Genomic DNA, 21,710 nt, shown 5'->3' on the forward strand with positions numbered 1-21,710 from the left:
ATGTCCCCGCTGATTTCCCTGATCGATCTCGCCGGCTCGATCGCGCTTCTGCTTTGGGGCACACACATGGTGCAGACCGGCGTGCAGCGCGCGTTCGGCTCGAAGTTGCGCTCCATTCTGGGTCGTGCCTTGCGTAACCGCCTTCGCGCCTTCCTCGCCGGCGTGGGCGTTACTGCTCTGCTCCAAAGCAGCACCGCCACCGGACTGATGACGGCCGGCTTCGCAGCAGGAGGTCTGGTGGGGTTGGTCCCGGCTCTCGCGGTCATGTTGGGTGCCAACGTGGGGACGACCCTGATCGTGCAAGTTCTCTCGTTCGATGTCGTGCTGATCTCTCCAGCACTCATTCTGCTCGGCATGGTGATGTTCCGTAGGGATTCGCGAACCCAAGCACATGATCTCGGTCGCGTGTTCATCGGCCTTGGCTTGATGCTGCTTGCGTTGCACCAGCTTCTTAGTCTCATGACTGGCTACGAGGATTCACCCGTCTTGAGCATGGTGTTGGGCGCCGTTTCCGCCTCGTGGCTTCTGGACGTGTTTCTGGCGGCTTTGCTGACATGGGCTGCCCATTCGAGCGTCGCCATCGTCCTGTTCATCATCTCGTTAGCGATGAAGGGCGTGGTTCCTGCTGACGCCGCGTTTGCTCTTGTTCTCGGTGCAAATCTCGGCACGGCCATCAATCCCCTCTTGGAGGGTCCCCGAGGCGACGATCTGGCGGCAAAACGGCTTCCAATAGGCAATCTGATCGGACGTATCCTGGGTGTTGCCATAACGATAAGTTTTCTCGGCCCGATCAGTCATTTCATGGCCGCGATCGAGCCAGCCAGCGCGCGTGCAGTGGCCGATTTTCACACCCTTTTCAATGTTGCGGTGGCTGCCGTATCCCTGCCGCTTCTGGGGCCCTATGCGTCGCTGTTGCGCCGCTGGCTCCCAGAAAACAGCAACCCGGCTGACCCGGCACGGCCACTCTATCTCGATTCCGCGGCTAAGGAGACACCCATCGTCGCGCTCGGCGCAGCATCTCGCGAGGCGCTACGGCTTGCCGACGTGCTTGAGGAAATGCTCCAAGGAGTGAACGCGGGACTGGCGAAGGGAAACCGAAGATTGCTGGTTGAGACCCGCCGGCGTGAAGACGTGCTGGATAAGCTGAATATCGCAATCAAGGCCTACCTTACGTCGCTTGATCCAGAAGAGTTAAATCCCGCGGATCATCGTCGTCTGAATGAGATTTTGACATTCACGATGAATATTGAGCAGGCCGGCGACGTAGTCGACCGAAATTTTTTGCCGCACGCCTCCAAGAGGCTGAAGCGAGGCCTGGTGTTTTCCGAGGAGGAGCAAAAGGAGCTGACTGCCATGATCGAGCGCCTATCCGTCAATCTGAAAACGGCAGCATCGCTACTCGTCACTGAAGATCAGCGGACCGCTCGCCTGCTGGTGGACGAAAAAGTCGCGTTCAGGGACGCCGAAACCAAAGCGACAGCTTCGCACGTCAACCGACTGCGCAATGGCGATCTCCAGGCCGCTCAGGCCAGTTCGATCCATCTCGATCTATTGCGGGATATCAAGCTGATCAATTCCCATATTGTAGCTGCCGCGGCGTATCCGGTGCTGGAGCGCAGCGGCGCGCTTCTGCCAAGCCGCGTGACGTAGTCGCCGCACGAGCACGCATCACCATCCAAAAATGCGTTCGCCCAGCCAGTAGCTGCCGACGATGGCGACCGCAACGGACGCGATCCGCGGCGTCAATGATGCGCCGCGTCCGCGCATCAAAACGGCCAGCGTCGGCAGGAACAGCGCGACAAAGATCAGTTGCCCGATCTCGACGCCGACATTGAATCCGACGAGCGCCCGCACGATCGCCGCCCCTTTCAGGCCGAGTTCGCCAAGTGCCGATGCGAAGCCGAAGCCGTGCACGAGGCCAAAGACAAAACTCCAGATCCAGCGGCGCCGATCGGGTTCGGTGACAAGCAGATTTTCCAGCGCGACCCAGACGATGCTCGCCGCGATTAGCGGTTCGATGATCCGCTCCGGAATGGTCAGAATATCAAGTGTGGCAATTGAGAGTGTCACGCTATGCGCAAGCGTAAACGCTGTGACAATGCGGACGACGGACCAAAGACCTTGAGCGGTTGCAAGCAGTGCTACCAAGAACAGCAGATGGTCGTAACCGGTGATGATGTGCTCGATGCCCAGCTTGACGAAATCGAACCATCCGGTCGCCACGGGGCGGTCCACGTCGATCGCGACTTTCCGTAATGGTTCCTCAAAGCTAACCTGCCGCTCGCCGTTGGCTGTCCCCAAATTTCCCAACGTTCGATAATGCTCGCCCAGAAGCTCGCTCCAGTCCTCGGCAATCTCGAGGCGGCCGTGCGAGGCATCACAGCCGAACTCGATCTCGATCGTGGCGCGAGCATCGTTGGCGCCGGCACCGCCGATCCGTACGCGGCCCATCCGGCAGCGCGCACTGCCGAGTTCGACCGAAAGTGTCTGGCGGGCGTATTCGGCAATTCGCTCCGCTGCTGGCCGATCGCCGTTGACCGCAGACGCAAGCAGTTCGACGGATCTGTTCGGTATTTCGGGCAGCACGATCGACAGCGCGTAATGCAGCCGATTGTCGATGAGTTCGATTCGCACAAGCGCCGTCGTGGTCGCGTGGGCAAGCGCGAAGGCCGGCCACAGTAAGGCCAGTGCCAACCACGTCCGCAAGACGCGTCCGATCATGGCGCGCCTCCCAACTGCTCCCACGCCTCTGGGACGAAGCCGGGGAGCAATGCGATCTCGCGCTTGTCGTCGAGCCTCGCGTAGCGTGACAGGCCGAGCAGATTGGCTGCGCCAAATGAGATCGCAAAGCTGTCGGCCCCGGATCCCCTGAGGATCACACGGGACCGTGGCGGATCCAGGCCGAACTGCGCAACATCGACGCCGGCAAGTTCGGCATCGGTCAGGATCCGCTCCGGCCCTGAATTGCGCAGGAGCGTGACCGCACCCTCGAGGCGCGCCTCGAACCCTGCCGTTACCGTCCCTCGCTCCGCCCGCCAACCGCTCTCACCGCGCACAAAGTGCCACTGCCTATCACCACTGGTCACCTCGACCTCGCGGACCTGCTCGGCCGGAATGGTCAGGAGTCCGGCGGGCGTGAACGGCGCGAGTCCCGGACCACCTCGACCGCCGGTGAAGGCAAGCGCTGCGAGGAACGTCGTCGCGGCGAGCGCAGCGGCGATCCAGGCGAAGCGGTTCATCGCCGCCGCCACCACATCGCAACCCCGGCAAGGGCGACCAGGCCCGGCATCAGCAGTACCGTGACGATGAAGATGCCGCGCATCTGTGCGCCGGTAAGCGTCACCGTCGGCAAGACCTCGACCGGGGGCTTCATGGTCGGCGCCCTCTCCTCGCGCGTCAGCCAGGCGATCCCCGCGAGCACGACATCGGAATTGCCGAGATAAGGAAAGAAAGAATTGGAAACGAAGTCAGCGTCGCCCGCGACGATCAGGCGAAAGGGCTTGGCTGCTTCGGTGATGCGTCCTTCGGACGCAAGCACGATGATCCGCGCTGCGGGCGGTCCGGTCTCCGGCTCCACCCGCTTTCCGAGACGATCGCTGATGATGTAGCTCTCCGTGCTGCTGGCCGCCAGCGGTACGACCCGCACGTCGGCTGCCGCCACAGTCTCAAGCGGCCGCGCACCCGGATAGAACGATAGCGAAAGTCCGCGCGTGACCGGATGGGTCCCGTAGCGTGATACGGCGATCATCTGTTCATCCGTAAAATAGTGATCCCTGGGGTCGACGATCACGCCGTCGCCGATCTTGACACCAGCCCGGGCCAGAACTGCTGCGATGCTGTCGTCCAGCACATAGTCTGGCTCGACGAGAACCATCGCCGAGCCGCCGCGCTCCAGATAGCGGCGCAACAGTTCGCTTTCCTTCGGGCTATAGGCAGTTCGGGGATTGGCCTCGACCAGCACAGCGCAATCATCCGGGATCGCCTGTCCGGTCGCGAACGATACTTTTCGCGCGACCAGCCCGAGCTTCTCCAGCGCACGCCGGAGCCGTCCGATGCCATGATGCTCCATCTGCACGACCGCCAGCCCCGAGGCATCGTGATGGTGACTCTGAGCGCCCTCGAAATGCGTATGGAATTCGAAATTATCGATATCGTACTCACCATGGCCGGCGGCGAAGCAAACCACCATCTCGCGCTGGCGCATCAATCGCAGCAAGCCGAGCGCAATCTCCCGGTCGTCAGTGGTGATCACCTCGATGCGGCGGTCGCCGGCGCGCAGCACGGCGGAATTGTAGGTGCGGACACCGAGGCTGTTCGCCAGTGCCGGGCTCTGGTCGGCATCGATCAGTTGCACGTGAAAGTTGGGGTTTTGCCGCTCGAGCTGGCTGAGCATGGTGGTCAGCGCCCGGGCGCCGGGATTCTGCTTCTGGTAGAAATAGGCGACGTCGATCGGCTCCTTCAGTGCGAGCACCAGGTCACGCGCCTCGGCTGACGGCGTGAACGCCTTCTCGCGCGTGAGGTCGAGATAGGCGTCGTGGCGAAACAGCGCGACATTGGCGAGAATCGCGACGGTCAGGGCAGCACCGACAACAAGCACCGCGGTGACGACACGGCTCGTTGACCCAATCCGGACCGGCAGCGTGAGCCCCGCCGCGAACAGGAGTGCAAGCGCGGCGACGACACCGAAAAACCAGCCGATGTTGGCCAGCTCCGCACTCATCGCTGCGCCAGTCCCCACGTTGCGAGGAACAGCGCGAGCATGCTCGCGGTGACGAAATAGCCGACATCCGACAGGAAAACCGAGCCCGAGACCATCGGCTTGAAATGGCCGATCAGCGACAGGTTGATGGCAACGCTGTCGAACGGCGGCGGCAGCAGATAGGAGACCGAATCGGCGAACCAAAGCATTAGAAACGTGCCGATCGACAGTGCTGCGGCGACGACCTGATTTTCCGTCAAGCTCGACATCAGGAGACCGACTGCAACAAGAAGCGAGGCGTGCAGCATCAGCGCCAGATAACCCGCATAGATCGGCCCCCAATCCGGCTCGCCGTAGCGATCCAGGATCAATGCATAGACCAGGGATGCTGCAAACATGCCGAGCACGAGCGTCAGCGTGGCCGCATACTTCGCAAGTACGATGGACAATTCGCCCACCGGGGCGGTGAGCAACAGCTCGAGCGTTTCCGATCGCCGCTCCTCGGCAAAGCTGCGCATGGTCAATACCGGTACCAGCAGGATCGACAGCACGTACATCTGGTGGAAAATGTACTGCAGATTGGCGACCTTGGTTGTGAACAGCGTGAGGCTGAACGTGTAGCCGAGCACCAGCAGGAACACGGCGGAAACCGTGTAGCCGATCGGCGATGCCAGAATCGCGTTCAATTCCTTGGCAAACAGAATGCGCAGCGTTTTCATGTCAGGGACAAGAACCACTCTTCAAGATCGGGCGTATCGGCAATAGCCCGCACGCCGAGCAGACGGCCATTGAGCAGCACCGCGACCCGATCGGACGTCTTTTGCACTTCGCTCAGGATATGCGAGCTCATCAGCACCGTGTGACGACCGGCAAGCGAGCGGATCAATTGCCGCATCTCGATGATTTGGCGTGGGTCGAGACCATTGGTCGGCTCGTCGAGAATGAGAATATCTGGATCGTGGATCAGCGCCTGCGCAAGCGCGGTCCGCTGGCGATAGCCGCGCGATAGCTTCCCGGTGGGCTTATCGAGCACGGCGGACAGCGCCAGCCGAGCGACCACGCGCGCAACCGCGCTTGCGATTTCTCGCTCGGGTACGCCGCGCAGCCGCGCCATGAAGGTGAGGAATTCACCGACGCGCATGTGGTGATAGAGCGGCGCCGATTCAGGCACGTAACCGATACGCCGGCGCACCGCGAGCGAATCGTTGAGGACGTCCAGCCCGGCCACGGTCAGGCGGCCGGCAGATGGTAGAAGATAGCCCGCAAGCAGCCGCATGAAAGTGGTCTTGCCGGAGCCATTTGGCCCGAGCAATCCGAATATTTCCCCCGCTCGGACGTCGAGCGTCAATCGGTCAAGCGCCGAGACCGAGCCGTAGGTTTTGCTCACATCGATCGCGGAGATGGCCGGCGCATCCGCCCTCGCGGTCGATATACCGCCAGGCACTGCATCGCTCGGCATGATGGTCATGCAAGGTCCCAAAAACGCAACGCCGGTCGGCCGGGCCGACCCGAAGGAGCCCAGCCGAATGAGTCCTCAATCGTAGAATTCGGGCGCCTTCTTCGTTGCCTTGAAGATCTCGGGGTCATGCCCGTAGAAGATCTGAGCGTTGTTGGCGTCGCGGATGAGACGAATGCGCTGATAGCTGTTGTACGCATCTCCTGGGGATTGCGTACCCGGGATCGGCGGAATCAGATTCTTGTCGAGATTTTCCTTCAGGTAGACAACGTCACTCGTGAGGATGACGGACCCCGTCTTCGGAAGTTTCACTACCACGAACTGACTGCCGGGCGTATGGCCGGGCGCGCGCATGACGCGCACGGAACCATCATCGAACAGGTCGAGATCGCCATTGAGGCGGACGATGTTCATCTTCTTGGTGTCGGCGAAGTCGCCTGGGATGTAGTAAATCGAAAACCCGACATCCGGCCACCAGGCAGCCTTCAGCTCGTCATTCTGCACCACGAGCGTGGCATTGGGAAACTGTCCGACATTGCCGCCATGGTCGAGGTGGAGGTGACCTGCCACTACGTACTTGATGTCATCCGTCTTCAGGCCGATCTTTGCGAGTTGAGCGGGGATCGCGTCATCCTTAGTCATCTTTAGGCCAAATCCCTTGGCCAGCGGTCCCCACCAGCCTTCGGGATCCGTGATCGTCTTGTCGTTGTTGCCGGTATCGATGATGACGTTGCCCTTGGGATGCTTCAGCACATAGAAGCTCACGGGCGCCCAATCGATGTTGCCCTGGCCGCCCATCTGCAGGGCGGCCTTCGGGAAGCCTCCCAGCGAACCGGATGTGAAGACGTAAAGTTTCGGACCCTCTTGTGCGGGGGCCGGCGCGGCCATCGCCGCAAGGCCGAGCGCCATAGCTAGACTCAAGGCAACATGCTTCGTCATAGCGTGTCCTCCTTTGCCTTTGTTTTACGGGCTGTCTGTGCAGCCACAGAGCTTGACCCGAAGCGGTCGGACCAGCCATCCAAGAATAGATTGAGGACCCCACCAAACGCAAGTTGGGAATGCCATCGAAAACAGGCCCCGCTCGGTCAAAGCTGCCATTTGCCGGCCTTTTTCCTGACCTTCAGGACGTTCGCCGGCGGCGTGGCCGTGAGCTGTGGCGCCTCTTCACCTCGCACTCGCCGGCACTTTCAATCCAACGGTGCGTCCTGGGAAGCCAGCGGCGTCAAAGTAGCGCGTCCGGCCGACAAACTGCATATTGACGATGGTGCGCAGGCCGTTATTTGAGCGCAGTATGAGATAAAGAGGCGTTTGCGCCAAGCACCCTCGCGGCACGGCTGCGGAAGGTCCGCTTTACCCCCGACAGTCGACATCAACCGTCACCAGATCGGCGCCGCTTGGTGCTAACAGCAGACATTCTCAGGCCTCCCGGGCAGCGGCCTGACTGCGCCAACGCGATGTTAGCTCGAAAGTTGGAGCACCCTGCCGCACCAGTTTCGCACCAGAAACGACTTCAATAAAGCGCAACGAACACGATCGAAATCAAACAAAAATGCTGCAAATTCAGCGAAGCTGATCGATATTCTGCCGCTCATAACGGTCTGATTGCAGGTTCGAGTCCTGCCGCGCCCACCACGCTTCGCCCTTCGGGCTACGCGTGGCGCAGTCACGTGGGGCCGAAGGGTGAAGCGTGGTGTCCGGCGTAGCTTGGGCAAAGCGAAAGCGAAGACGGACTGGAGCGGCGAAGGCGGGCCGCGCTGCGCTCCCAACTAACAATATCGAAAACAACCCCATGCAAAGTAGCCGGTGGCCGCCGGCATGGATGGTTTGAGCGAAGCCTGCGAAAACATTTTGACACGTCGCAGGCAAATCAGCGGCATTGTTGCATCGTCGCGCAATTCGTTAAACGCCGCCCCACCCAGCAGCAGGCTCTCCGGCGCGATTGCAGGCAAAACCTGTACAAACGTGCATGATCTCGATCAAGAACTGCTGATTTTACTTGGTTTCCCGACAGAGCCCGCTGCCGGACCTGACGCATTGGTTGCGGGCAAGCTGTCACGTGCCTCTTGAGCGGCCTCTATCACCGTCTGGCGATCGGCCGGCGCGGTACGAACAAGCGTCCGCCCACCGTGCCGCTGCCGGACCGACCGCTCGTCCACATGCGTCGCTGGTACGACAAGAAGATCATCGCCAACCACTTCGTCGAGTGGCAGGGCACGGGCGTGAAGTCGGTCAAGAACGGGCTTCGCTCGCGCCGTGGAGGTGGCGAAGCTCGACCTGTCGGAGGGCAACGTCACTCCGCACACGCGATGTCACACGGCGGCGACCTGGCTCATGCAGCTGGGTACTGACCCGTGGGAGGCAGCCGGATTCCTTGGCATGTCGGTGAAGGTTCTGATCGACACCTACGGTCGTCACCATCCCGATTACATGAAGGAGGCGTCCGGGGCGATCACTCGCAAGAGGGAGACGACCAAGCGCGTCGTCGGCACCACCCAGACTACCAAGCCGGCCGTCCGCAGTCGCAGCATTCGAGCAATCTAGGCCGTGAAACTATAAATCTGCCGGGCGGACGGCTTGCCAAAGTCCGCTATGCCCGGATAGCGACCAAATTCCGCAGCGCAGCGAAATGACGCGATGTGCCACAAGCGACCGTCCGACGACACAGATGATCAGACGTCGTGTGCTTTTCGTTGTGCGCCATTCGGCCGTGCTGCCAACCGGATTTGCTGCGACGCAGAAAGGTGCAATTCGCTTTGGCGCACCAGCTTATGCGTCTCTCTTGGCCCACACGCGCGCCCATTCGTGAAGCAGTTTCAGAGTGACTGACAGCGAGTGTCCGGGCTTTGTCAATCAGCCGCGCGTTTGCTCGTAGGCCTTCAGATGCGTGTAGGCCGTGCGGAGCCGCGGCACCGGAACCTTTGCAGTGTCAGCGCGCGCAATCAGGTCGCCAATCACATGATCGGCTTCGATGGGTTGGCCCGCCTTGATATCGCGGAACATCGATGCGGTGAGTGGCGACCCTTCCGCGGTCAACATCCCTGTCGCGCGTTCCAGCGCAGGCGCGCGGGGCGGATAGCCTTCCGCGGTCGCGACTGCCCTGCATTCGTCGAGAATGCGAAGCAGAAAGTCCTTGCCGCCGGGCGCCGCCAGGATCATGCCGATCGGGGCGCGCATCAGGCTGGTCGAGGCCGCGTTCGACGCGAGGAAAACCCATTTCTCCCACATGTCCTGCAGGACGGTCTCGCTCGCCGCGCCGTCGAAATTGCAGCTTTTCACGACGTCCGCGATGGCGCGAATCCGATCTGACATGTTGCCGTCGCGCTCGCCGAAACCAAGCGACTGCACCGGGCCCAGCTGCACCACTTCGCGCTTCTCGTTCAGTGTCACCGCAGTCAGGCAGAGCCCTCCGAGCACGTGGCTCGCGCCAAAGTTTTTGTCGAGAACGTCCAGATGACGCATACCGTTGAGCAGCGGAATGATCGCGGTCCTCTCGCCTATCGCCGGCGCGAACGACTTGACCGCCTCGTCGAGGTCGTAAGCCTTGCAGCTCAAAAGCACCGCGTCAAACTTGTCCTTGATGGTGTCGGCCTGGACGACAGGCGGATCCTTCAGCGTTACGTCGCCGTTCGGGCTCTTGATCACGAGGCCTGCGGCGGCAAGCTCCGCGGCACGGCGCGGCCGCACGAGAAAAGTGACGTCGCGGCCGGCTTGCAGCATCCTGCCGCCGAAATATCCACCAATGGCCCCGGCGCCAACGATGAGAATACGCATCTCTCAGTTCCTCCTGTTGTTGGATAGGTAACGTTTGGCTTTTTGGGACGATTGCTGCAACGCGTCAGCTAGGTCCGCGATCAGCTGACATCCCGTTACGACCAATTAGCACAACACCGGCCGCCGCGACTTGAATGGCCGCCGCAATGGCAAACGACGCAGTGTAGCTAGACGCGAAATCACGCACAGCGCCTAAGATTGCCGGCGCCAAGGCGAAGACCGCCTGATTGATGGCAACGACGAGTGCGACGACGGTGCCGACGTCGGCCGCTCGAAACTCCTGTTGGGCGATCAGTGTAGGCATCGATACCACATTGCCAACGCCAAGGCCGAAGAGCACACAACCCAGCAGAAGCATTGGCGCCGCATCGGCTACGCAAAGTATGCTGACGCCGATGGTCTGCACGAGGAAATTGGCGCAGGCCGCATATCGTCGGTCGTTGTTCCCGATCAGTCTCGCCAGCAGCATGCGTCCCGCGACGGCCGATAGCGTCGTAACGCTAACTGCAATGGCCGCTCCGCTGGCTTCCAAGATGGTCGACAAGCGCGGCAGCAGGTGGGACAGCACGCCGACTTGGGCGAATAGAGCCAACGCGAACGCCGCTGTGAGCGTCACGAATGCGCGTGAGTTCATAAGGACGCGACGTGATGATCGAACGGAGTTCCCCGCGCCCGAGGTCGCGGCCGCACCACCCGGCATGCCGTCTGCGGCCAAGCTCGGCTGCTCTGGACCGTGACGCAGCCATTGATGGGCGAGCGGCGCAACGAGCAATACCATCGAGCTGCCAACGATGAGCGCGGTTTGCGGGAAGCCAAGTTGCGAGATCATGGCGACAAGCAGTGGTGCGAATATCACGCCGCCGAAACTAGAGCCATTGAAGGCGTGACCGATCGCCTTCGGCCTTTCCTTGTCGAACCACGGAACAATCATCGCGTTGATCGCCGCGCCACTGGTCAGCGCCCAACCGCTGCCGGAGAATATCGCAGCCGCGAACAGATGCGAAGGTGATGCAGAGATCGACCAGCTCACGATTCCGAATGCCGTCAGCGCGGCGCCCAGTATCGTCGACTTTGCCAGACCCAGCTTGCGGTGCACTTCCGGTAGGTAGACCACGATTGCGGCGCCGATCAGAAAGTGCGCAGTGATTGCTGCCGAGATCGTCGCGATAGGCCAGCCTTTCGTTGCATGAAGCGTCTGAAGAAAAACGCCCATCCCGTGGAAACCGATGCCCCAGGCGAAAAAAGCAACGATAAAGGCGACCCAGACGACGGACCAACCCGGATAGCGCTGCTGTGCGGTCATGCCGGCACTATAATGGGCTTGCGCGACAGCGCTGGCGGAAACGGCGCGTCCAAAAGACGGTGCCGGGCAAAACTATGCCTCAGGGCCACATTGGCATGTGGACCATTCAATGCATTACAAACTGGATTGTCGAGCACGTGGCGCATGCGTCCTCCTGCGTTGCTGGACACGTGCATATCATAGAGGATATTCTCGATGCTCGCCGGATTCGGACTCTGTCATCGGTCGAACATGAGTGCCGCTATGCTCGACATCAATCAGTGCGAACAAGCACGCGTCAGACGGGACCGCCGCTTCGATGGTATGTTTTTTTCTGGCGTGCGGACGACACGCATCTATTGCCGCCCAGTTTGTCCGGTGAAACCCGCTAAGGCAGCCAACGTGACGTTCTATCCGTCGGCAGCGGCCGCCGAGCTTGCGGGTTTCCGACCGTGCCTGAGGTGTAGGCCAGAGGCCGCGCCATTCTCGCCGGCATGGATGGGGACACGGACAACCGTCGAGCGCGCACTCCGGCTCATCGCGGACGGCGCCCTTGATGACGGCAATGTCGAGGCATTGGCCGACCGCCTCGGGATCGGTTCAAGGCATCTGTCCAGGTTGTTCCAGAGACACTTGGGCGCCAGCCCGGTGCAAGTCGCTCAAACCACCCGCGTCCAGCGGGCCAAGCGGCTTCTCGACGAGACCGACCTTACGATGTCGGAGATTGCCGTGCACGCTGGTTTCGGCAGCTTGCGTCGATTCAACACCGTGTTTGCGGAAGTATATCGACGTCCGCCAACCGAAATCAGGCGCGCTCGCAATCCAAGTAGTTCGTAATGTCGGCTCGCGGTGAATACCGCAGATCGCGCACTTGATCTTAATTCGAAACAGCTACAGAAAATTCCCTTAGCTAGGTAGATCAGATTCCTTCGATTTGCGATGTACAACGTGCTTGTGAGAGCTCCGCGCGCTTTGCCACGCAGGTGTTGCCCACCGGCACTGAGTCTGCTTCGGGTCAATCGCGACCGGGTCGCGGCAATAGCAAGTCTAGCCATGTCCGCTATGCCGCCGAAGACGGAAGTAGATTCAGAGCATTGGCGGTAACGCATAGGCATGGCGGGTTGATCTCATATGACGGAATCAGCCGTTCTCCTTTGTTCTTCGGATCCTGTCGGGGTCCCGGTTGGGTCCCGCATGAACGTGAACGAACGCAGAAGATCGGAAATTATCGTCGTAAAAAACTCCGAGAAAACAAGGGTGTTCTGCTGAACCCGAACGCTCATAACGGTCTGGTTGCAGGTTCGAGTCCTGCCGGGCCCACCAGCCTTCGCTCGCGAAGCGAGTGAAGGCTGCCGCGCCGAAGCCTCCGGCGAAGGCGGGCTGTGCGGACCACGAGCTATGGTTCGGCAGGCCATCCTACGATCACCATCGGGAAACATCATCACCGGGAAAGACAGCCGCAAGACCGGCGCAGGTCCCGCTCCCAAGCAAAATATCGAAAACAACCCCATGCAAAGTAGCATGGCCGTCGCCGGCTGGCGCTTCGAGCCACGCCGACGGCATTTGAGATGTCAGGCAAATCGGCGGGGAGACTGCATCATCGGGCCGACGATTGAGCGTCGGATTGTCCTGCGATCACGCACTTCCTCCCGTCCATTTGACGGCCATGGCAGCGGCCCCGGCACCTTATCAAACAATGTGAAAGTCCGACTGAGGCAAGCTGGTTAGAGTCACATTCTGCAGAACCACACTATTGTTGGCGTCGATCATCATCGCGATATTGCCCATTGACTTTATAGACGACCGGTCGTATGTTGAATACGACCGGTCGTCTTGACCACTGCGCGTTCCGAAATGCCCTTGTAAGGAGAGCTGTATGAAGCTGATTGGCACCTATCTGTCGCCCTATGCGAGGCGGGTCGCAGCGGCCCTGATCTCTCGCGGTATGCCTTTCGAGCATGAGGCCGTGAACGGCTACCGGGAGTTCGAGATCGCCAGCCGGTATAATCCTGTGGCGAAGGTACCTTCGCTCGTGCTCGACGATGGCGAGGTCCTGATCGACAGCACGGCCATCCTCGACTACCTCAATGAACTGACGCCTTCGGCGCCGCTGATTCCCGCCGGGTCGAGAGCGCGCCGGACGACGCTCAAGCTCGCGGCCATTGGTTACGGCGTCTATGAACAGGCCGCCAGCCTCTCGTTCCGCGGACGCGAGGTACCTGAGACCGAGGCCAGGCGCTGGAAGGCGCAGATCCTCGGAGGCTTGCGCGCGCTCGACGAGGCCGCGCGCGACGGCGGACCGCTCAGGGCGACGCCAATGGACGCGGCAGCGATCACCGCCATCGTAGCGGTGGAATACCTCGCGCGGACGAATCCGGATTTGGACGCCCTTCCCGCAATCCCCGCCCTGGCCGCGCTTGCGGCCGAGTATCGCGACGCACCGCCCTTCGCGCTGACAAGGGCAACGGCTTGAGGCGCATGGAGGAAAGCATGACTGATCGGATTGCTCTTATCGCAGGTGTCGGCGGCGCCACCGGCGCTGCGCTCTCGCGGCGCTTCGCGCAGGGCGGGTATCGTGTGGCGATGATCGCCCGCAACGCCGAGCGGCTCGCGGAGCTCGAGGCCCAGATACCTGGTGCGCACGGCTATCCTTGCGACGTAGCCAACCTTAACCTGCTCGGCGAAATTGTCGAGCAAGTGCGGACCGAGCTAGGGGCACCCCATGTGCTCATCCATAACGCCGTGGCGGCGACATTCGCCAAGATCCTCGATGCATCGGTCGAGGATCTCGAGCGAAATTTTCAGGTGAACACTACTTCCCTGTTCTTTCTGGTGCAGAAGCTCGCGCCGGCGATGATCGACCGCGGCGAGGGAGCCATCATGGTCACCGGAAACACGTCGTCGTTCCGGGGCATCCCGCTGCGCCCGGCCTTCGCGCCGACCAAGGCCGCCCAGCGCATCCTCGCCCAGTCCCTCGCAAAGGATTTGGGCCCGAAGCGCGTGCATGTTGGATACATCACCATCGATGCCGCGATCGACGCGCCGTGGAGGAGGAACACCTCGCCGCTCCCGGATTGGCAAGATAAGCCGGGCGACTATTTCGCGCATCCCGATGCGATTGCCGACGAGGTTTACCACATCGCGCATCAACACCCCTCAACCTGGTCGTTCGATCACATCATCCGGCCTTTCGCTGAGAACTGGACCCTGAACTGACCATGCCGAAACCTAATCATAAGGAAGCACTCCTCGACGCGGGCCTCGCGGCGTTTCATCGCCGCGGCTATCACGCGACCGGTGTTCAGGAGATCGTCTCGTCGGCTGGTGTGCCGAAGGGCTCTTTCTACAGCCATTTCGAAAGCAAGGACGCCCTCGGCCTGGCAGCGCTCGCGCGCTACTGGGAGGACCGCGCCAAGGCGCGTGCCATGCTGCGGGACGCGAGCCTTCCCGGGCTAGAACGGATTGACCGATACTTCGCGGCGCTCGGCTATAGCGAAGACGGCTGCCTGATCGGCAACTTCACGGCCGAACTCGCGCAACTCGACGCCTTCCGCCAAGATTTGTCGCGCCTGTGGCGTCAGTGGACGGATGCGCTCTCCGAGTGCCTGGCGGATGGGCAGCGCGACGGCAGCGTGCGAACCGACGTGCCTGTCACCGAGCTCGCGCGCACGGTTCTGGCGCTTTGGGAAGGCGCTGTGCTTTCAGCAAAGGTCGAGCGCGGCCCCAAGCCGCTCAACACAGCGCGCCGCACGCTGCGGCGTTTGCTGGCACCGTGACGCATAGCCCACGCCCCGCACCAGTTTCGCACCAGAAACGACCTCGCCAAAATGCTGAGGGCAGCTGTTGCGGTGAGGCGAACGTCACACGTGAAGTCGAAATTGTCTCTACGCATCGAGCAGATAGCCGACTCCTTCGTAGCTCTCTGGCCAAACTCTATCTGACGCAATCGTCTGGAGGTGTTTTCCCGGCAAAGCGGTCAGTCAGCCAGTTCACCGCCGCCATCGTGCTCGCTTGCGCGGCGCGTCCGTGGCCGATGCCGGGCAGGATGACCATCCTGACCCTACTACCAGCCTTGCACAGCTTGTCCATGTAGGCCTGGGTAACCGCGGGCTCAATGATCTGGTCATTAGTCCCCTGCGCCAGAAAGATGGGGATCTCAGGGGGGAGCACGCCGGTGCTGTTCTGTTCGAGAAGCGAGCGCCAAGGTTCGGCCTTGGTCGGATCTTGCACCGTCAAAAAATATTGCTCGAGCGGCCTCCCTGTTCTCTGCCTGACGATCAGGTCGAAAGGCCCTTCGATGCATTCTTGAGCCAGCCTGTCGATCACGGGCATGGCGCGCCGATCGACGACGTTGTCGATGGCGGCTCCGTAGACCCGGTGCCACGACCATAGCGTCATCGCCGTGATGTTCTTGCCGCCGATCGAGTTGATATCGTCGCTCATCAGCTTCGCGAGGTCCGTTGCCGGCGCTGCCGCAGCGACGCCGAGAAGCCTCAGCTCAGAAGCGTACGCTTTTGCCATCATCCCGGCAAAGAGCGCGGCTTGCCCGCCTTGCGAATGTCCCCACACCGTGAAGTCCTTGCCCTGACCCGCGCGCGGAAGGGAGCGTGCCGCGCGCACGACATCGATCACGGCGCGACCTTCGCTCTCACCTACCAGATAAGGATGCGGGCCCGGCGTGCCGAGCCCCGGATAATCGGTCGCCGCCACGACGAAGCCACGGGAGACCATCGAGCGAAGGCCCTGGATCTGCTGAAACAGAAAAATGGCAAGCGACGGCGCGCAGCGCGGGACGATACCCGATGTAGGATGTGCCCAAGCAACGATCGGACGACCGCCAGGCGGGGGCGCGCCTTGCGGAACAATGACGACGCCGGACACAAAGATCGGCCGGCCGTTCAGCCCCGTCGACCGATAGAGCACGCGATAGGCGGAGGCGCCGAGCGGAGCCCCGTCCATCGGCTCCTGTCGCACCAGGGCCCCCGGGGCGCCGGCGAGCAATGATTCCGGCGCATCATAAAATGCCGTCTGGGCCGACGCTATTCGTGCCAATGCAAAGACAGCCGCGACCGCGACGAGCCCATTCAGCATCCATTTGCGCCGGCAGCGGCGCATGCGATTGGTGGTGAAGCATCGCATGGTCCAGCTCATGTGCTCACAGTCCGTAAAGTATCTTCAGACCGCCGCTGGCATGAAGGGCAATCAGGATGCCTTCGCGCAGCAACTGCACCTTTTCGAGCCTTGCCGAGTCGAGGTGGCCTTCCATTCGAAAGCCGTCCTTCAGCGGGCGCGTCAGGCGTTCGTTCGCCGCCATGAGCATGTTCTGGTAGGAGATGCCGTAGTCGAGATTGGCGACATTCTTCAATTGCGCCGCTAGCTGTTGCACGGCAGATCCGATCTGGCTGTCGTCTGATGAAGTTGTCAGGTCGATCTCGGAGAGGCCGACCGTCTTATTGTTAGTATCGACTTTTGGCATGGTGGAGAGATAGGTCCATTGGCCCGCGTTGGAATCAGTGTCCGAGCTCTTTGCGATGCGCAGGCCGATCACGAGTTTACCCGACGACGGATAAACCTGGACCTCGCGCACGGACGTGTCCTGCGCCGGCAAGGCTGCGATCGCCTGGCTTATCTTGTCCTTGAGCGTGTCGTAGTTGATGCGGACGGGAAGAATGACATCGAAGGCTCCCGGCTCGGCCACCGCGGTGCCGAGCGGCGGCAGCGCCGTCGCCGCGACAGCCGGCGGCTGCTGCCCGATCACGGTTTCGGCGGAGCCGGCAAGCTCAAGTGATCCCCACAATACCTTGGCATTGGCGCGGACACCCGCGAAAGCCGCGCTCTTCGGGGTCAGTTGCAGCCAGACCGGCGGATCCTGCGCGAGTTTGATGGGTTCAAACGCGTGCCGCCACGCCATCTCCGCCTTGCCGTGCAGGTCGAGTGCGCGCGCCGCCGCCAGCGCCCGCGACCGGATGCGGTCCAGCTGCGTCCGGATGTTGGGCTCGACATAGGGCGCAAGGTCAAACTCGCGGCCGAGCACGTGAAGGTAGGGATGTTCGCTCCAGTGGAAGAAGTCGCTGATGTTTAGCTGGAGCGACCCATCCCGCCGCAGCTCGGGGCGCGCTTCAACCTCGATCGTCGCGCGCGCCTCGGTCTCGCCGCGAATGCGCGCCGTGAAACGATTGGCTCCCTGGCCTTCGGCGGCGCCATGTATGGAGACCGCCCCGAAGACGCGGTCGCCCCGGCCATACAGCGAGACCGGGCTGGTCCGGTCGACGAAACCCCAGACGTCGCAATTGGCGTTGACGCGGAAGATGAAAACACGACGATGAACGCAGTTGACGCGCTCGTCGATGGTGGCAAGCCGCTTTGGAATATCCCGCTCGATCGCCGCAGCAAGAACCGGCAGGCCGAACTCGACCGTCGCAGAGATGCGCGAACTCGCTACGAGTGGCGTTGCTGCGTCCGGGCTCAGCGGCGGCTTTTCGGCGCCGACGGCGATCGACGGGAGCGCCCCAAGAGCGAGCGCGGCCAGGCGGGCTATGCCCACGCGTGATCTATTCGCGATCGAATCGTATTCCGGCTGATATGTGCGTGATGGAGGAATCATTCTAGTGCTCCAGCTTCAGGAAAAACCAGAACCACAGTCGGTACTCAGTGCGCTCGCGAGCAATAACGGCGCTATACGTTAGGAGTGCACGAACGGCGGAAGCTGTTTTGCAATCCGGGCTCGCCAGGTTGGCAACACTCCCAAAATCGAGCTGTCGCCATTCTGTATCCGTTTTCGACAAGTGCCGGGCGGATCCCCCGGGCTCAACTTAACGATGAGCGCCTGAAGTCTCGCAAGTCAAATGACAAATGGCGCAAAAACGATGGCCTTGCAGCCCTCCGCGTCACCGCACCAGTTTCGCACCAGAAACCGCTTCGAAAAAGCGCAATGAACGCGGCTGAAATCGACCGAAACCGGAAAAATCAACGAAACCGACCTCTGTCCTCCCGCTCACAACGGTCTGATTGCAGGTCGAGTCCTGCCGGGCCCACCAGCGATCCCTGCCGCTTCTCGAACCTATGTTTGCTGGACAAGCGAATGCAACGCCTTGACCGCGGCCTCCCGGTTCTCCACGGGGACAAACAGACTGACCGAATGCGGCGACAACACGTACTTGTCGGGGACAATCCCGTGATGTCCGAGAACCTGCAACGCCCTGAACGGCAATTCCGACGAAACGCCGCCGAAGCAGGTGAGACTCACCGAGCTTGAAGCCTCGCGCTGGCTGCGCAGATCATTGCTTTTCTCCACCGTGCGCAACAGGGCGTCGAGCCACTCTGAATCACAGGCCACGGTCATGCTGGTTTTTCCCGCGGTGAAGTGTGATGCCAGAAGCTGCGGCCAGGACAGGCTGTTTTGCTTGAGATGCTGCGCGAATTTCTCGAAACCGTGATTGAGATCCCTGGAATCGATTTCCACATGCTCAATGCGAGCCATCGAGTTGACGGCCAGAACTTTTCCGTTTTCCATGCCTGCAACCTCTTTCATCACTTGCGTGCTGTGCTTAATGCCGCCCCACTGCTTGAGAACCAGGGGCACATCCTGACTTTGCGCCAGCTCTACGCTGCGAAAATGCAGGATCTTTGCACCCCAGAAGCACATTTCGGACAGGGATGCGAAGTCCACTCGCCGCAGGGGCTTTGCGTCCGGCACGATGCGCGGATCGGCCGAACAAATTCCGTCGACCTCTTTGATGATTTCACAGCGTTCGGCCCTCAGCGCCGCGGCCATCGCGACGGCCGTGGTGTCGCTGCCGCCCCGGCCGAGCGTGGTGATTTCCCTGGTCACCGGATTCACGCCCTGAAATCCTGCCAGCACCACAACGCGCCCGCGATCAAGTTCCTCACGCACGCGAATGGGCCGTACATCGACAATGCGTGCGGAGGAATGGGAATCGTCGGTCATCACGCCGGCCTGGCTGCCGGTGAAGCTGATCGCGGGCACGCCGAGATCGGCAAGCGCCATGCTCATCAGGGACATGCTGATGCGTTCGCCGGTCGTCAGCAGCATGTCCAGTTCACGGCGATTGGGAGCAGGGCTTACCTGATAAGCCATCTGGATCAATTGGTCGGTGGTCTTGCCCATGGCGGAGACGATCGCCACGACACGATGACCACGGCCATGCAGGTCGGCGAGACTGCGCGCAACCGCACGAATTTTCGCCGGTGTTTCAAGACAGGCACCGCCATATTTTTGCACGATGGTGGGATGGTTGCGCATTTAACCTCGGTGAGAAGCCTCGCTCGCCTCGCCCATCGAACCGGCACCGCCTATCCATGTGCCGACGATTTCAAAGTTCGGATTGAAGGCGACAAGGTCGGCGCAGTATCCGGGCGCGATCCGTCCAAGCTCGGACTCAAGGCCCAGAAATGCCGCCGGCGTTCGCGAGGCCATCACGAGCGCATCGGCCAGGGGGACGCCGAGAAGACTGACTGCGTTCCGCACCGCCTCGATCATGGTGAGGTGAGCGCCCGCAAGCGTGCCATCGGGGCCGGTCAGGCGATTTTCGTGCAACGTTATCTGTCTTCCCTGCAGCGTGAATTTCGTCTCGTTCGTGCCCACCAGCGGCATGGCATCGGTGACCAGCATCAATCGATCGCGCCCCTTGCAGCAGAAGGCGATGCGCAGGCTGGTAGCATCGACATGGATGCCGTCGCAGATGATTCCGGCAAACAGCCTGTCGTCCGCAAGCGCGGCGCCCACCAGCCCGGGCTCCCGCGCCTGTAGCTGCGACATGGCATTGAACAGATGTGTCACCCCTCGCACCCCGAGAGCGGCCGCCTGCTCCATCTCGGCCGTGGTGGCCTCGCTATGGCCGGCAGCGATACGTAGTCCAGCGCCCATGAATTCCTCGATCATGGATGGGGGCACGCATTCCGGGGCCAACGTCACGACAGAGCGGCCGCAACCGCCGAAGCCCTTGATGGCGGCGCGATCGCGGCCATCGGGCAAGCGTATCTCGGACTCTGGGTGAATGCCCTTGCGGGAACGGTTGAGGGCGGGGCCTTCGAGATGAAATCCGAGCACGCCGGGAATTTTCAGGCAAGCCTGCGCGACATCAGCCAATTGCCCGATGACTTCGCCGCGATCCGTGATCAGCGTCGGCAGGCAGCCTGTGGTCCCGGCCTTGCGATGCGCCTCGACGATGCGCCGCACGCCGGCTTCCGTTGGCTGGTCGTTGAGGAGAACGCCGCCGCCGCCATTGACCTGGATATCGATGAATCCGGGGGCGAGGATCGCATCTGGCGGCAACTGGATGGACGCGCGCGAGGCGGCCTCGCCGAAGGTGACGTTTTCAATCCGGCCGTTCGAAATCCTGACCGATCCCGGCCCGCGCATGTCGGCGCCGTCAAAGATGTGCTGCGCGGCAATGGTGAAAGAGCAGGAAGACCCAGCGTGGTCCATCAACATTCATCCGAGCATGGCGGTCACGGACTCGTGAGAGAAGTGCCGTTCAGGACTGCATATGTGCCCCAGAGGGCTTTTGAGAGGACCCGGAACGAGGCCCTGGCGTTAACTTTCGATGGCAACAAAAGATACCACGTATCTCGGCATTGACGGAGGCGGAACCCGCTGCCGTGCCCGGATCGAAGACAAAAACGGCAGGCTGCTCGGTGAAGCAAGCTCGGGGCCTGCCACGACGCGCATCGGCGTGGACAAGGCGTGGCGGTCCATCATGGAAGCCACTGAAGCCGCAGCCGTAAAGGCCGGCCTTGCGCATGCGGATTTCGCCCGGATGCACGCTGCAATCGGCCTTGCAGGCCTTGGCCGCCGTGGCTCGGAGGCGGCGCTCAACAAGATCTCGCATCCCTTTGCGTCCGTCATCTTCATCAGTGACGGCATGGCCGCCTGTCTTGGCGCCCACAGCGGTGCCGACGGCGCCATCGTGGTGGCCGGCACCGGCTCGGTTGGCGTCGGCCTGATCGGCGGTCGCGAAATCCGTCTCGCGGGTTATGGCTTTCCGGTCTCGGACGAAGGCAGCGGCGCCGACATCGGCCTGCAGGTCGTGCGGCTGGCGCTGCGGGCCGCAGATCGCCGCGGCGAGCTCACGCCCTTGCTTTCCGAAGTGCTGGACGCATTCGATCACGATCCCTATCAGGCGGTCGCCTGGTCTGAAGAAGCAAGGGCCACGGATTACGCTGCTTTCGCGCCTATCGTGATGCGGCACGCCAACCAGGGCGATCCGATCGGTCGTCGCATTGTCGAGCGCGCGGCCGACGCCATCGGCGACCTCCTCGATCTGTTCCTGGCCAAGGGCATCGAGCGGCTCTCGCTGGTGGGCGGGCTTGCCGATGCCATTGCGCCCTGGCTGACGCCGGATCTGCGTGATCGCCTGAAGCGTCCCGATGCCGATGCGGCGGCCGGCGCATTGCTGGTGGCGCGCGGGCGGCTTGCCGTGCCCAGAAGGGAAATTGCCGATGAACAGGCGGCAAAGTTCCGCGTTTAAGGATGGATCAAC

20 protein-coding genes are annotated in these 21,710 nt (G+C 61.7%); 8 read left to right on the forward strand and 12 right to left on the reverse strand.

Annotated features, from left to right (window positions below):
- Positions 1-1,650 (forward strand): Na/Pi cotransporter family protein, encoded by a 1,650-nt coding sequence (locus V1288_RS04310; RefSeq protein WP_334355894.1) that lies wholly within the window; start codon positions 1-3, stop codon positions 1,648-1,650.
- An 18-nt stretch (positions 1,651-1,668) separates the two neighbouring features.
- On the opposite strand, the gene V1288_RS04315 is transcribed toward V1288_RS04310, so the two are convergent.
- The 6 genes from V1288_RS04315 to V1288_RS04340 form a co-directional block, all read right to left on the reverse strand.
- Positions 1,669-2,721 carry a HupE/UreJ family protein gene (locus V1288_RS04315; protein WP_334355895.1) on the reverse strand — a complete coding sequence of 351 codons (1,053 nt, stop codon included), beginning with the start codon at positions 2,719-2,721 and terminating at the stop codon, positions 1,669-1,671.
- A complete protein-coding gene (locus tag V1288_RS04320) occupies positions 2,718-3,239 on the reverse strand; it encodes a hypothetical protein (RefSeq protein WP_334355896.1) in 522 nt (173 codons plus the stop codon). The genes V1288_RS04315 and V1288_RS04320 overlap by 4 nt, the downstream gene beginning before the upstream one ends.
- A complete protein-coding gene (locus V1288_RS04325; protein ID WP_334355897.1) occupies positions 3,236-4,720 on the reverse strand; it encodes a GldG family protein in 1,485 nt (494 codons plus the stop codon). Before V1288_RS04325 ends, V1288_RS04320 begins: the two co-directional genes overlap by 4 nt.
- On the reverse strand, positions 4,717-5,418 hold the full coding sequence (locus V1288_RS04330) for an ABC transporter permease (protein ID WP_334355898.1): 702 nt from the start codon (positions 5,416-5,418) through the stop codon (positions 4,717-4,719). Before V1288_RS04330 ends, V1288_RS04325 begins: the two co-directional genes overlap by 4 nt.
- On the reverse strand, positions 5,415-6,167 hold the full coding sequence (locus tag V1288_RS04335) for an ABC transporter ATP-binding protein (protein ID WP_334355899.1): 753 nt from the start codon (positions 6,165-6,167) through the stop codon (positions 5,415-5,417). Before V1288_RS04335 ends, V1288_RS04330 begins: the two co-directional genes overlap by 4 nt.
- Before the next feature lie 66 nt (positions 6,168-6,233).
- Positions 6,234-7,094: an N-acyl homoserine lactonase family protein gene (locus V1288_RS04340; protein ID WP_334355900.1), complete on the reverse strand. Its 861-nt coding sequence runs from the start codon at positions 7,092-7,094 to the stop codon at positions 6,234-6,236.
- Between the two features lie 864 nt (positions 7,095-7,958).
- Here V1288_RS04340 and V1288_RS04345 point away from each other — a divergent pair.
- Positions 7,959-8,222, forward strand: coding sequence for a hypothetical protein (locus V1288_RS04345; protein WP_334355901.1), 264 nt, complete (start codon positions 7,959-7,961; stop codon positions 8,220-8,222).
- A gap of 192 nt (positions 8,223-8,414) precedes the next feature.
- Positions 8,415-8,696: a hypothetical protein gene (locus V1288_RS04350; RefSeq protein WP_334355902.1), complete on the forward strand. Its 282-nt coding sequence runs from the start codon at positions 8,415-8,417 to the stop codon at positions 8,694-8,696.
- Between the two features lie 309 nt (positions 8,697-9,005).
- Here the strand turns inward: V1288_RS04350 and panE are convergent, their stop codons facing one another.
- Together panE and V1288_RS04360 are read right to left on the reverse strand one after the other, a co-directional pair.
- Positions 9,006-9,926 (reverse strand): 2-dehydropantoate 2-reductase, encoded by a 921-nt coding sequence (gene panE, locus V1288_RS04355; protein ID WP_334355903.1) that lies wholly within the window; start codon positions 9,924-9,926, stop codon positions 9,006-9,008.
- Between the two features lie 64 nt (positions 9,927-9,990).
- Positions 9,991-11,229: an MFS transporter gene (locus V1288_RS04360; protein ID WP_334355904.1), complete on the reverse strand. Its 1,239-nt coding sequence runs from the start codon at positions 11,227-11,229 to the stop codon at positions 9,991-9,993.
- 243 nt (positions 11,230-11,472) lie between these two features.
- On the opposite strand from V1288_RS04360, the gene V1288_RS04365 reads away from it, so the two are divergent.
- The 4 genes from V1288_RS04365 to V1288_RS04380 all read left to right on the forward strand — a co-directional run bounded on the left by V1288_RS04365 (position 11,473) and on the right by V1288_RS04380 (position 14,984).
- Positions 11,473-12,045, forward strand: a complete 573-nt coding sequence (locus V1288_RS04365; RefSeq protein WP_334355905.1) for a bifunctional transcriptional activator/DNA repair enzyme AdaA — start codon at positions 11,473-11,475, stop codon at positions 12,043-12,045.
- Between the two features lie 1,039 nt (positions 12,046-13,084).
- Positions 13,085-13,681, forward strand: coding sequence for a glutathione S-transferase N-terminal domain-containing protein (locus V1288_RS04370; RefSeq protein ID WP_334355906.1), 597 nt, complete (start codon positions 13,085-13,087; stop codon positions 13,679-13,681).
- A 5-nt stretch (positions 13,682-13,686) separates the two neighbouring features.
- Complete coding sequence (locus V1288_RS04375) at positions 13,687-14,424, forward strand: SDR family NAD(P)-dependent oxidoreductase (protein ID WP_334355907.1); 738 nt, start codon at positions 13,687-13,689, stop codon at positions 14,422-14,424.
- A 2-nt stretch (positions 14,425-14,426) separates the two neighbouring features.
- Complete coding sequence (locus tag V1288_RS04380) at positions 14,427-14,984, forward strand: TetR/AcrR family transcriptional regulator (RefSeq protein WP_334355908.1); 558 nt, start codon at positions 14,427-14,429, stop codon at positions 14,982-14,984.
- Between the two features lie 157 nt (positions 14,985-15,141).
- Here V1288_RS04380 and V1288_RS04385 read toward each other — a convergent pair whose 3' ends face one another.
- From V1288_RS04385 to nagA, 4 genes are all read right to left on the reverse strand, one after another.
- The gene (locus V1288_RS04385; RefSeq protein WP_334355909.1) at positions 15,142-16,209 is read right to left on the reverse strand and encodes an alpha/beta fold hydrolase; all 1,068 of its coding nucleotides are present in this window, start codon (positions 16,207-16,209) and stop codon (positions 15,142-15,144) included.
- A 154-nt stretch (positions 16,210-16,363) separates the two neighbouring features.
- Complete coding sequence (locus V1288_RS04390) at positions 16,364-17,752, reverse strand: DUF4403 family protein (protein ID WP_334355910.1); 1,389 nt, start codon at positions 17,750-17,752, stop codon at positions 16,364-16,366.
- 516 nt (positions 17,753-18,268) lie between these two features.
- Positions 18,269-19,471 (reverse strand): aspartate kinase, encoded by a 1,203-nt coding sequence (locus V1288_RS04395; RefSeq protein WP_334355911.1) that lies wholly within the window; start codon positions 19,469-19,471, stop codon positions 18,269-18,271.
- Positions 19,472-20,656, reverse strand: coding sequence for an N-acetylglucosamine-6-phosphate deacetylase (nagA, locus tag V1288_RS04400; RefSeq protein WP_334355912.1), 1,185 nt, complete (start codon positions 20,654-20,656; stop codon positions 19,472-19,474).
- Between the two features lie 118 nt (positions 20,657-20,774).
- Between nagA and V1288_RS04405 the strand changes: the two genes are divergently transcribed.
- Positions 20,775-21,698: a BadF/BadG/BcrA/BcrD ATPase family protein gene (locus V1288_RS04405; RefSeq protein ID WP_334355913.1), complete on the forward strand. Its 924-nt coding sequence runs from the start codon at positions 20,775-20,777 to the stop codon at positions 21,696-21,698.
- Positions 21,699-21,710: the final 12 nt, after the last annotated feature.

It is taken from the genome of Bradyrhizobium sp. AZCC 2176, assembly GCF_036924645.1.
In the GTDB taxonomy this organism is placed as follows: domain Bacteria; phylum Pseudomonadota; class Alphaproteobacteria; order Rhizobiales; family Xanthobacteraceae; genus Bradyrhizobium.

Bases quoted from the DNA above. Each gene is read 5' to 3' on its own strand.
- V1288_RS04310 (WP_334355894.1), top strand. From the start codon at position 1: ATGTCCCCGCTGATTTCCCTGATCGATCTCGCCGGCTCGATCGCGCTT.
- V1288_RS04315 (WP_334355895.1), bottom strand. From the start codon at position 2,721: ATGATCGGACGCGTCTTGCGGACGTGGTTGGCACTGGCCTTACTGTGG.
- V1288_RS04320 (WP_334355896.1), bottom strand. From the start codon at position 3,239: ATGAACCGCTTCGCCTGGATCGCCGCTGCGCTCGCCGCGACGACGTTC.
- V1288_RS04325 (WP_334355897.1), bottom strand. From the start codon at position 4,720: ATGAGTGCGGAGCTGGCCAACATCGGCTGGTTTTTCGGTGTCGTCGCC.
- V1288_RS04330 (WP_334355898.1), bottom strand. From the start codon at position 5,418: ATGAAAACGCTGCGCATTCTGTTTGCCAAGGAATTGAACGCGATTCTG.
- V1288_RS04335 (WP_334355899.1), bottom strand. From the start codon at position 6,167: ATGACCATCATGCCGAGCGATGCAGTGCCTGGCGGTATATCGACCGCG.
- V1288_RS04340 (WP_334355900.1), bottom strand. From the start codon at position 7,094: ATGACGAAGCATGTTGCCTTGAGTCTAGCTATGGCGCTCGGCCTTGCG.
- panE (WP_334355903.1), bottom strand. From the start codon at position 9,926: ATGCGTATTCTCATCGTTGGCGCCGGGGCCATTGGTGGATATTTCGGC.
- V1288_RS04360 (WP_334355904.1), bottom strand. From the start codon at position 11,229: ATGACCGCACAGCAGCGCTATCCGGGTTGGTCCGTCGTCTGGGTCGCC.
- V1288_RS04365 (WP_334355905.1), top strand. From the start codon at position 11,473: ATGCTCGACATCAATCAGTGCGAACAAGCACGCGTCAGACGGGACCGC.
- V1288_RS04370 (WP_334355906.1), top strand. From the start codon at position 13,085: ATGAAGCTGATTGGCACCTATCTGTCGCCCTATGCGAGGCGGGTCGCA.
- V1288_RS04375 (WP_334355907.1), top strand. From the start codon at position 13,687: ATGGAGGAAAGCATGACTGATCGGATTGCTCTTATCGCAGGTGTCGGC.
- V1288_RS04380 (WP_334355908.1), top strand. From the start codon at position 14,427: ATGCCGAAACCTAATCATAAGGAAGCACTCCTCGACGCGGGCCTCGCG.
- V1288_RS04395 (WP_334355911.1), bottom strand. From the start codon at position 19,471: ATGCGCAACCATCCCACCATCGTGCAAAAATATGGCGGTGCCTGTCTT.
- nagA (WP_334355912.1), bottom strand. From the start codon at position 20,656: ATGGACCACGCTGGGTCTTCCTGCTCTTTCACCATTGCCGCGCAGCAC.
- V1288_RS04405 (WP_334355913.1), top strand. From the start codon at position 20,775: ATGGCAACAAAAGATACCACGTATCTCGGCATTGACGGAGGCGGAACC.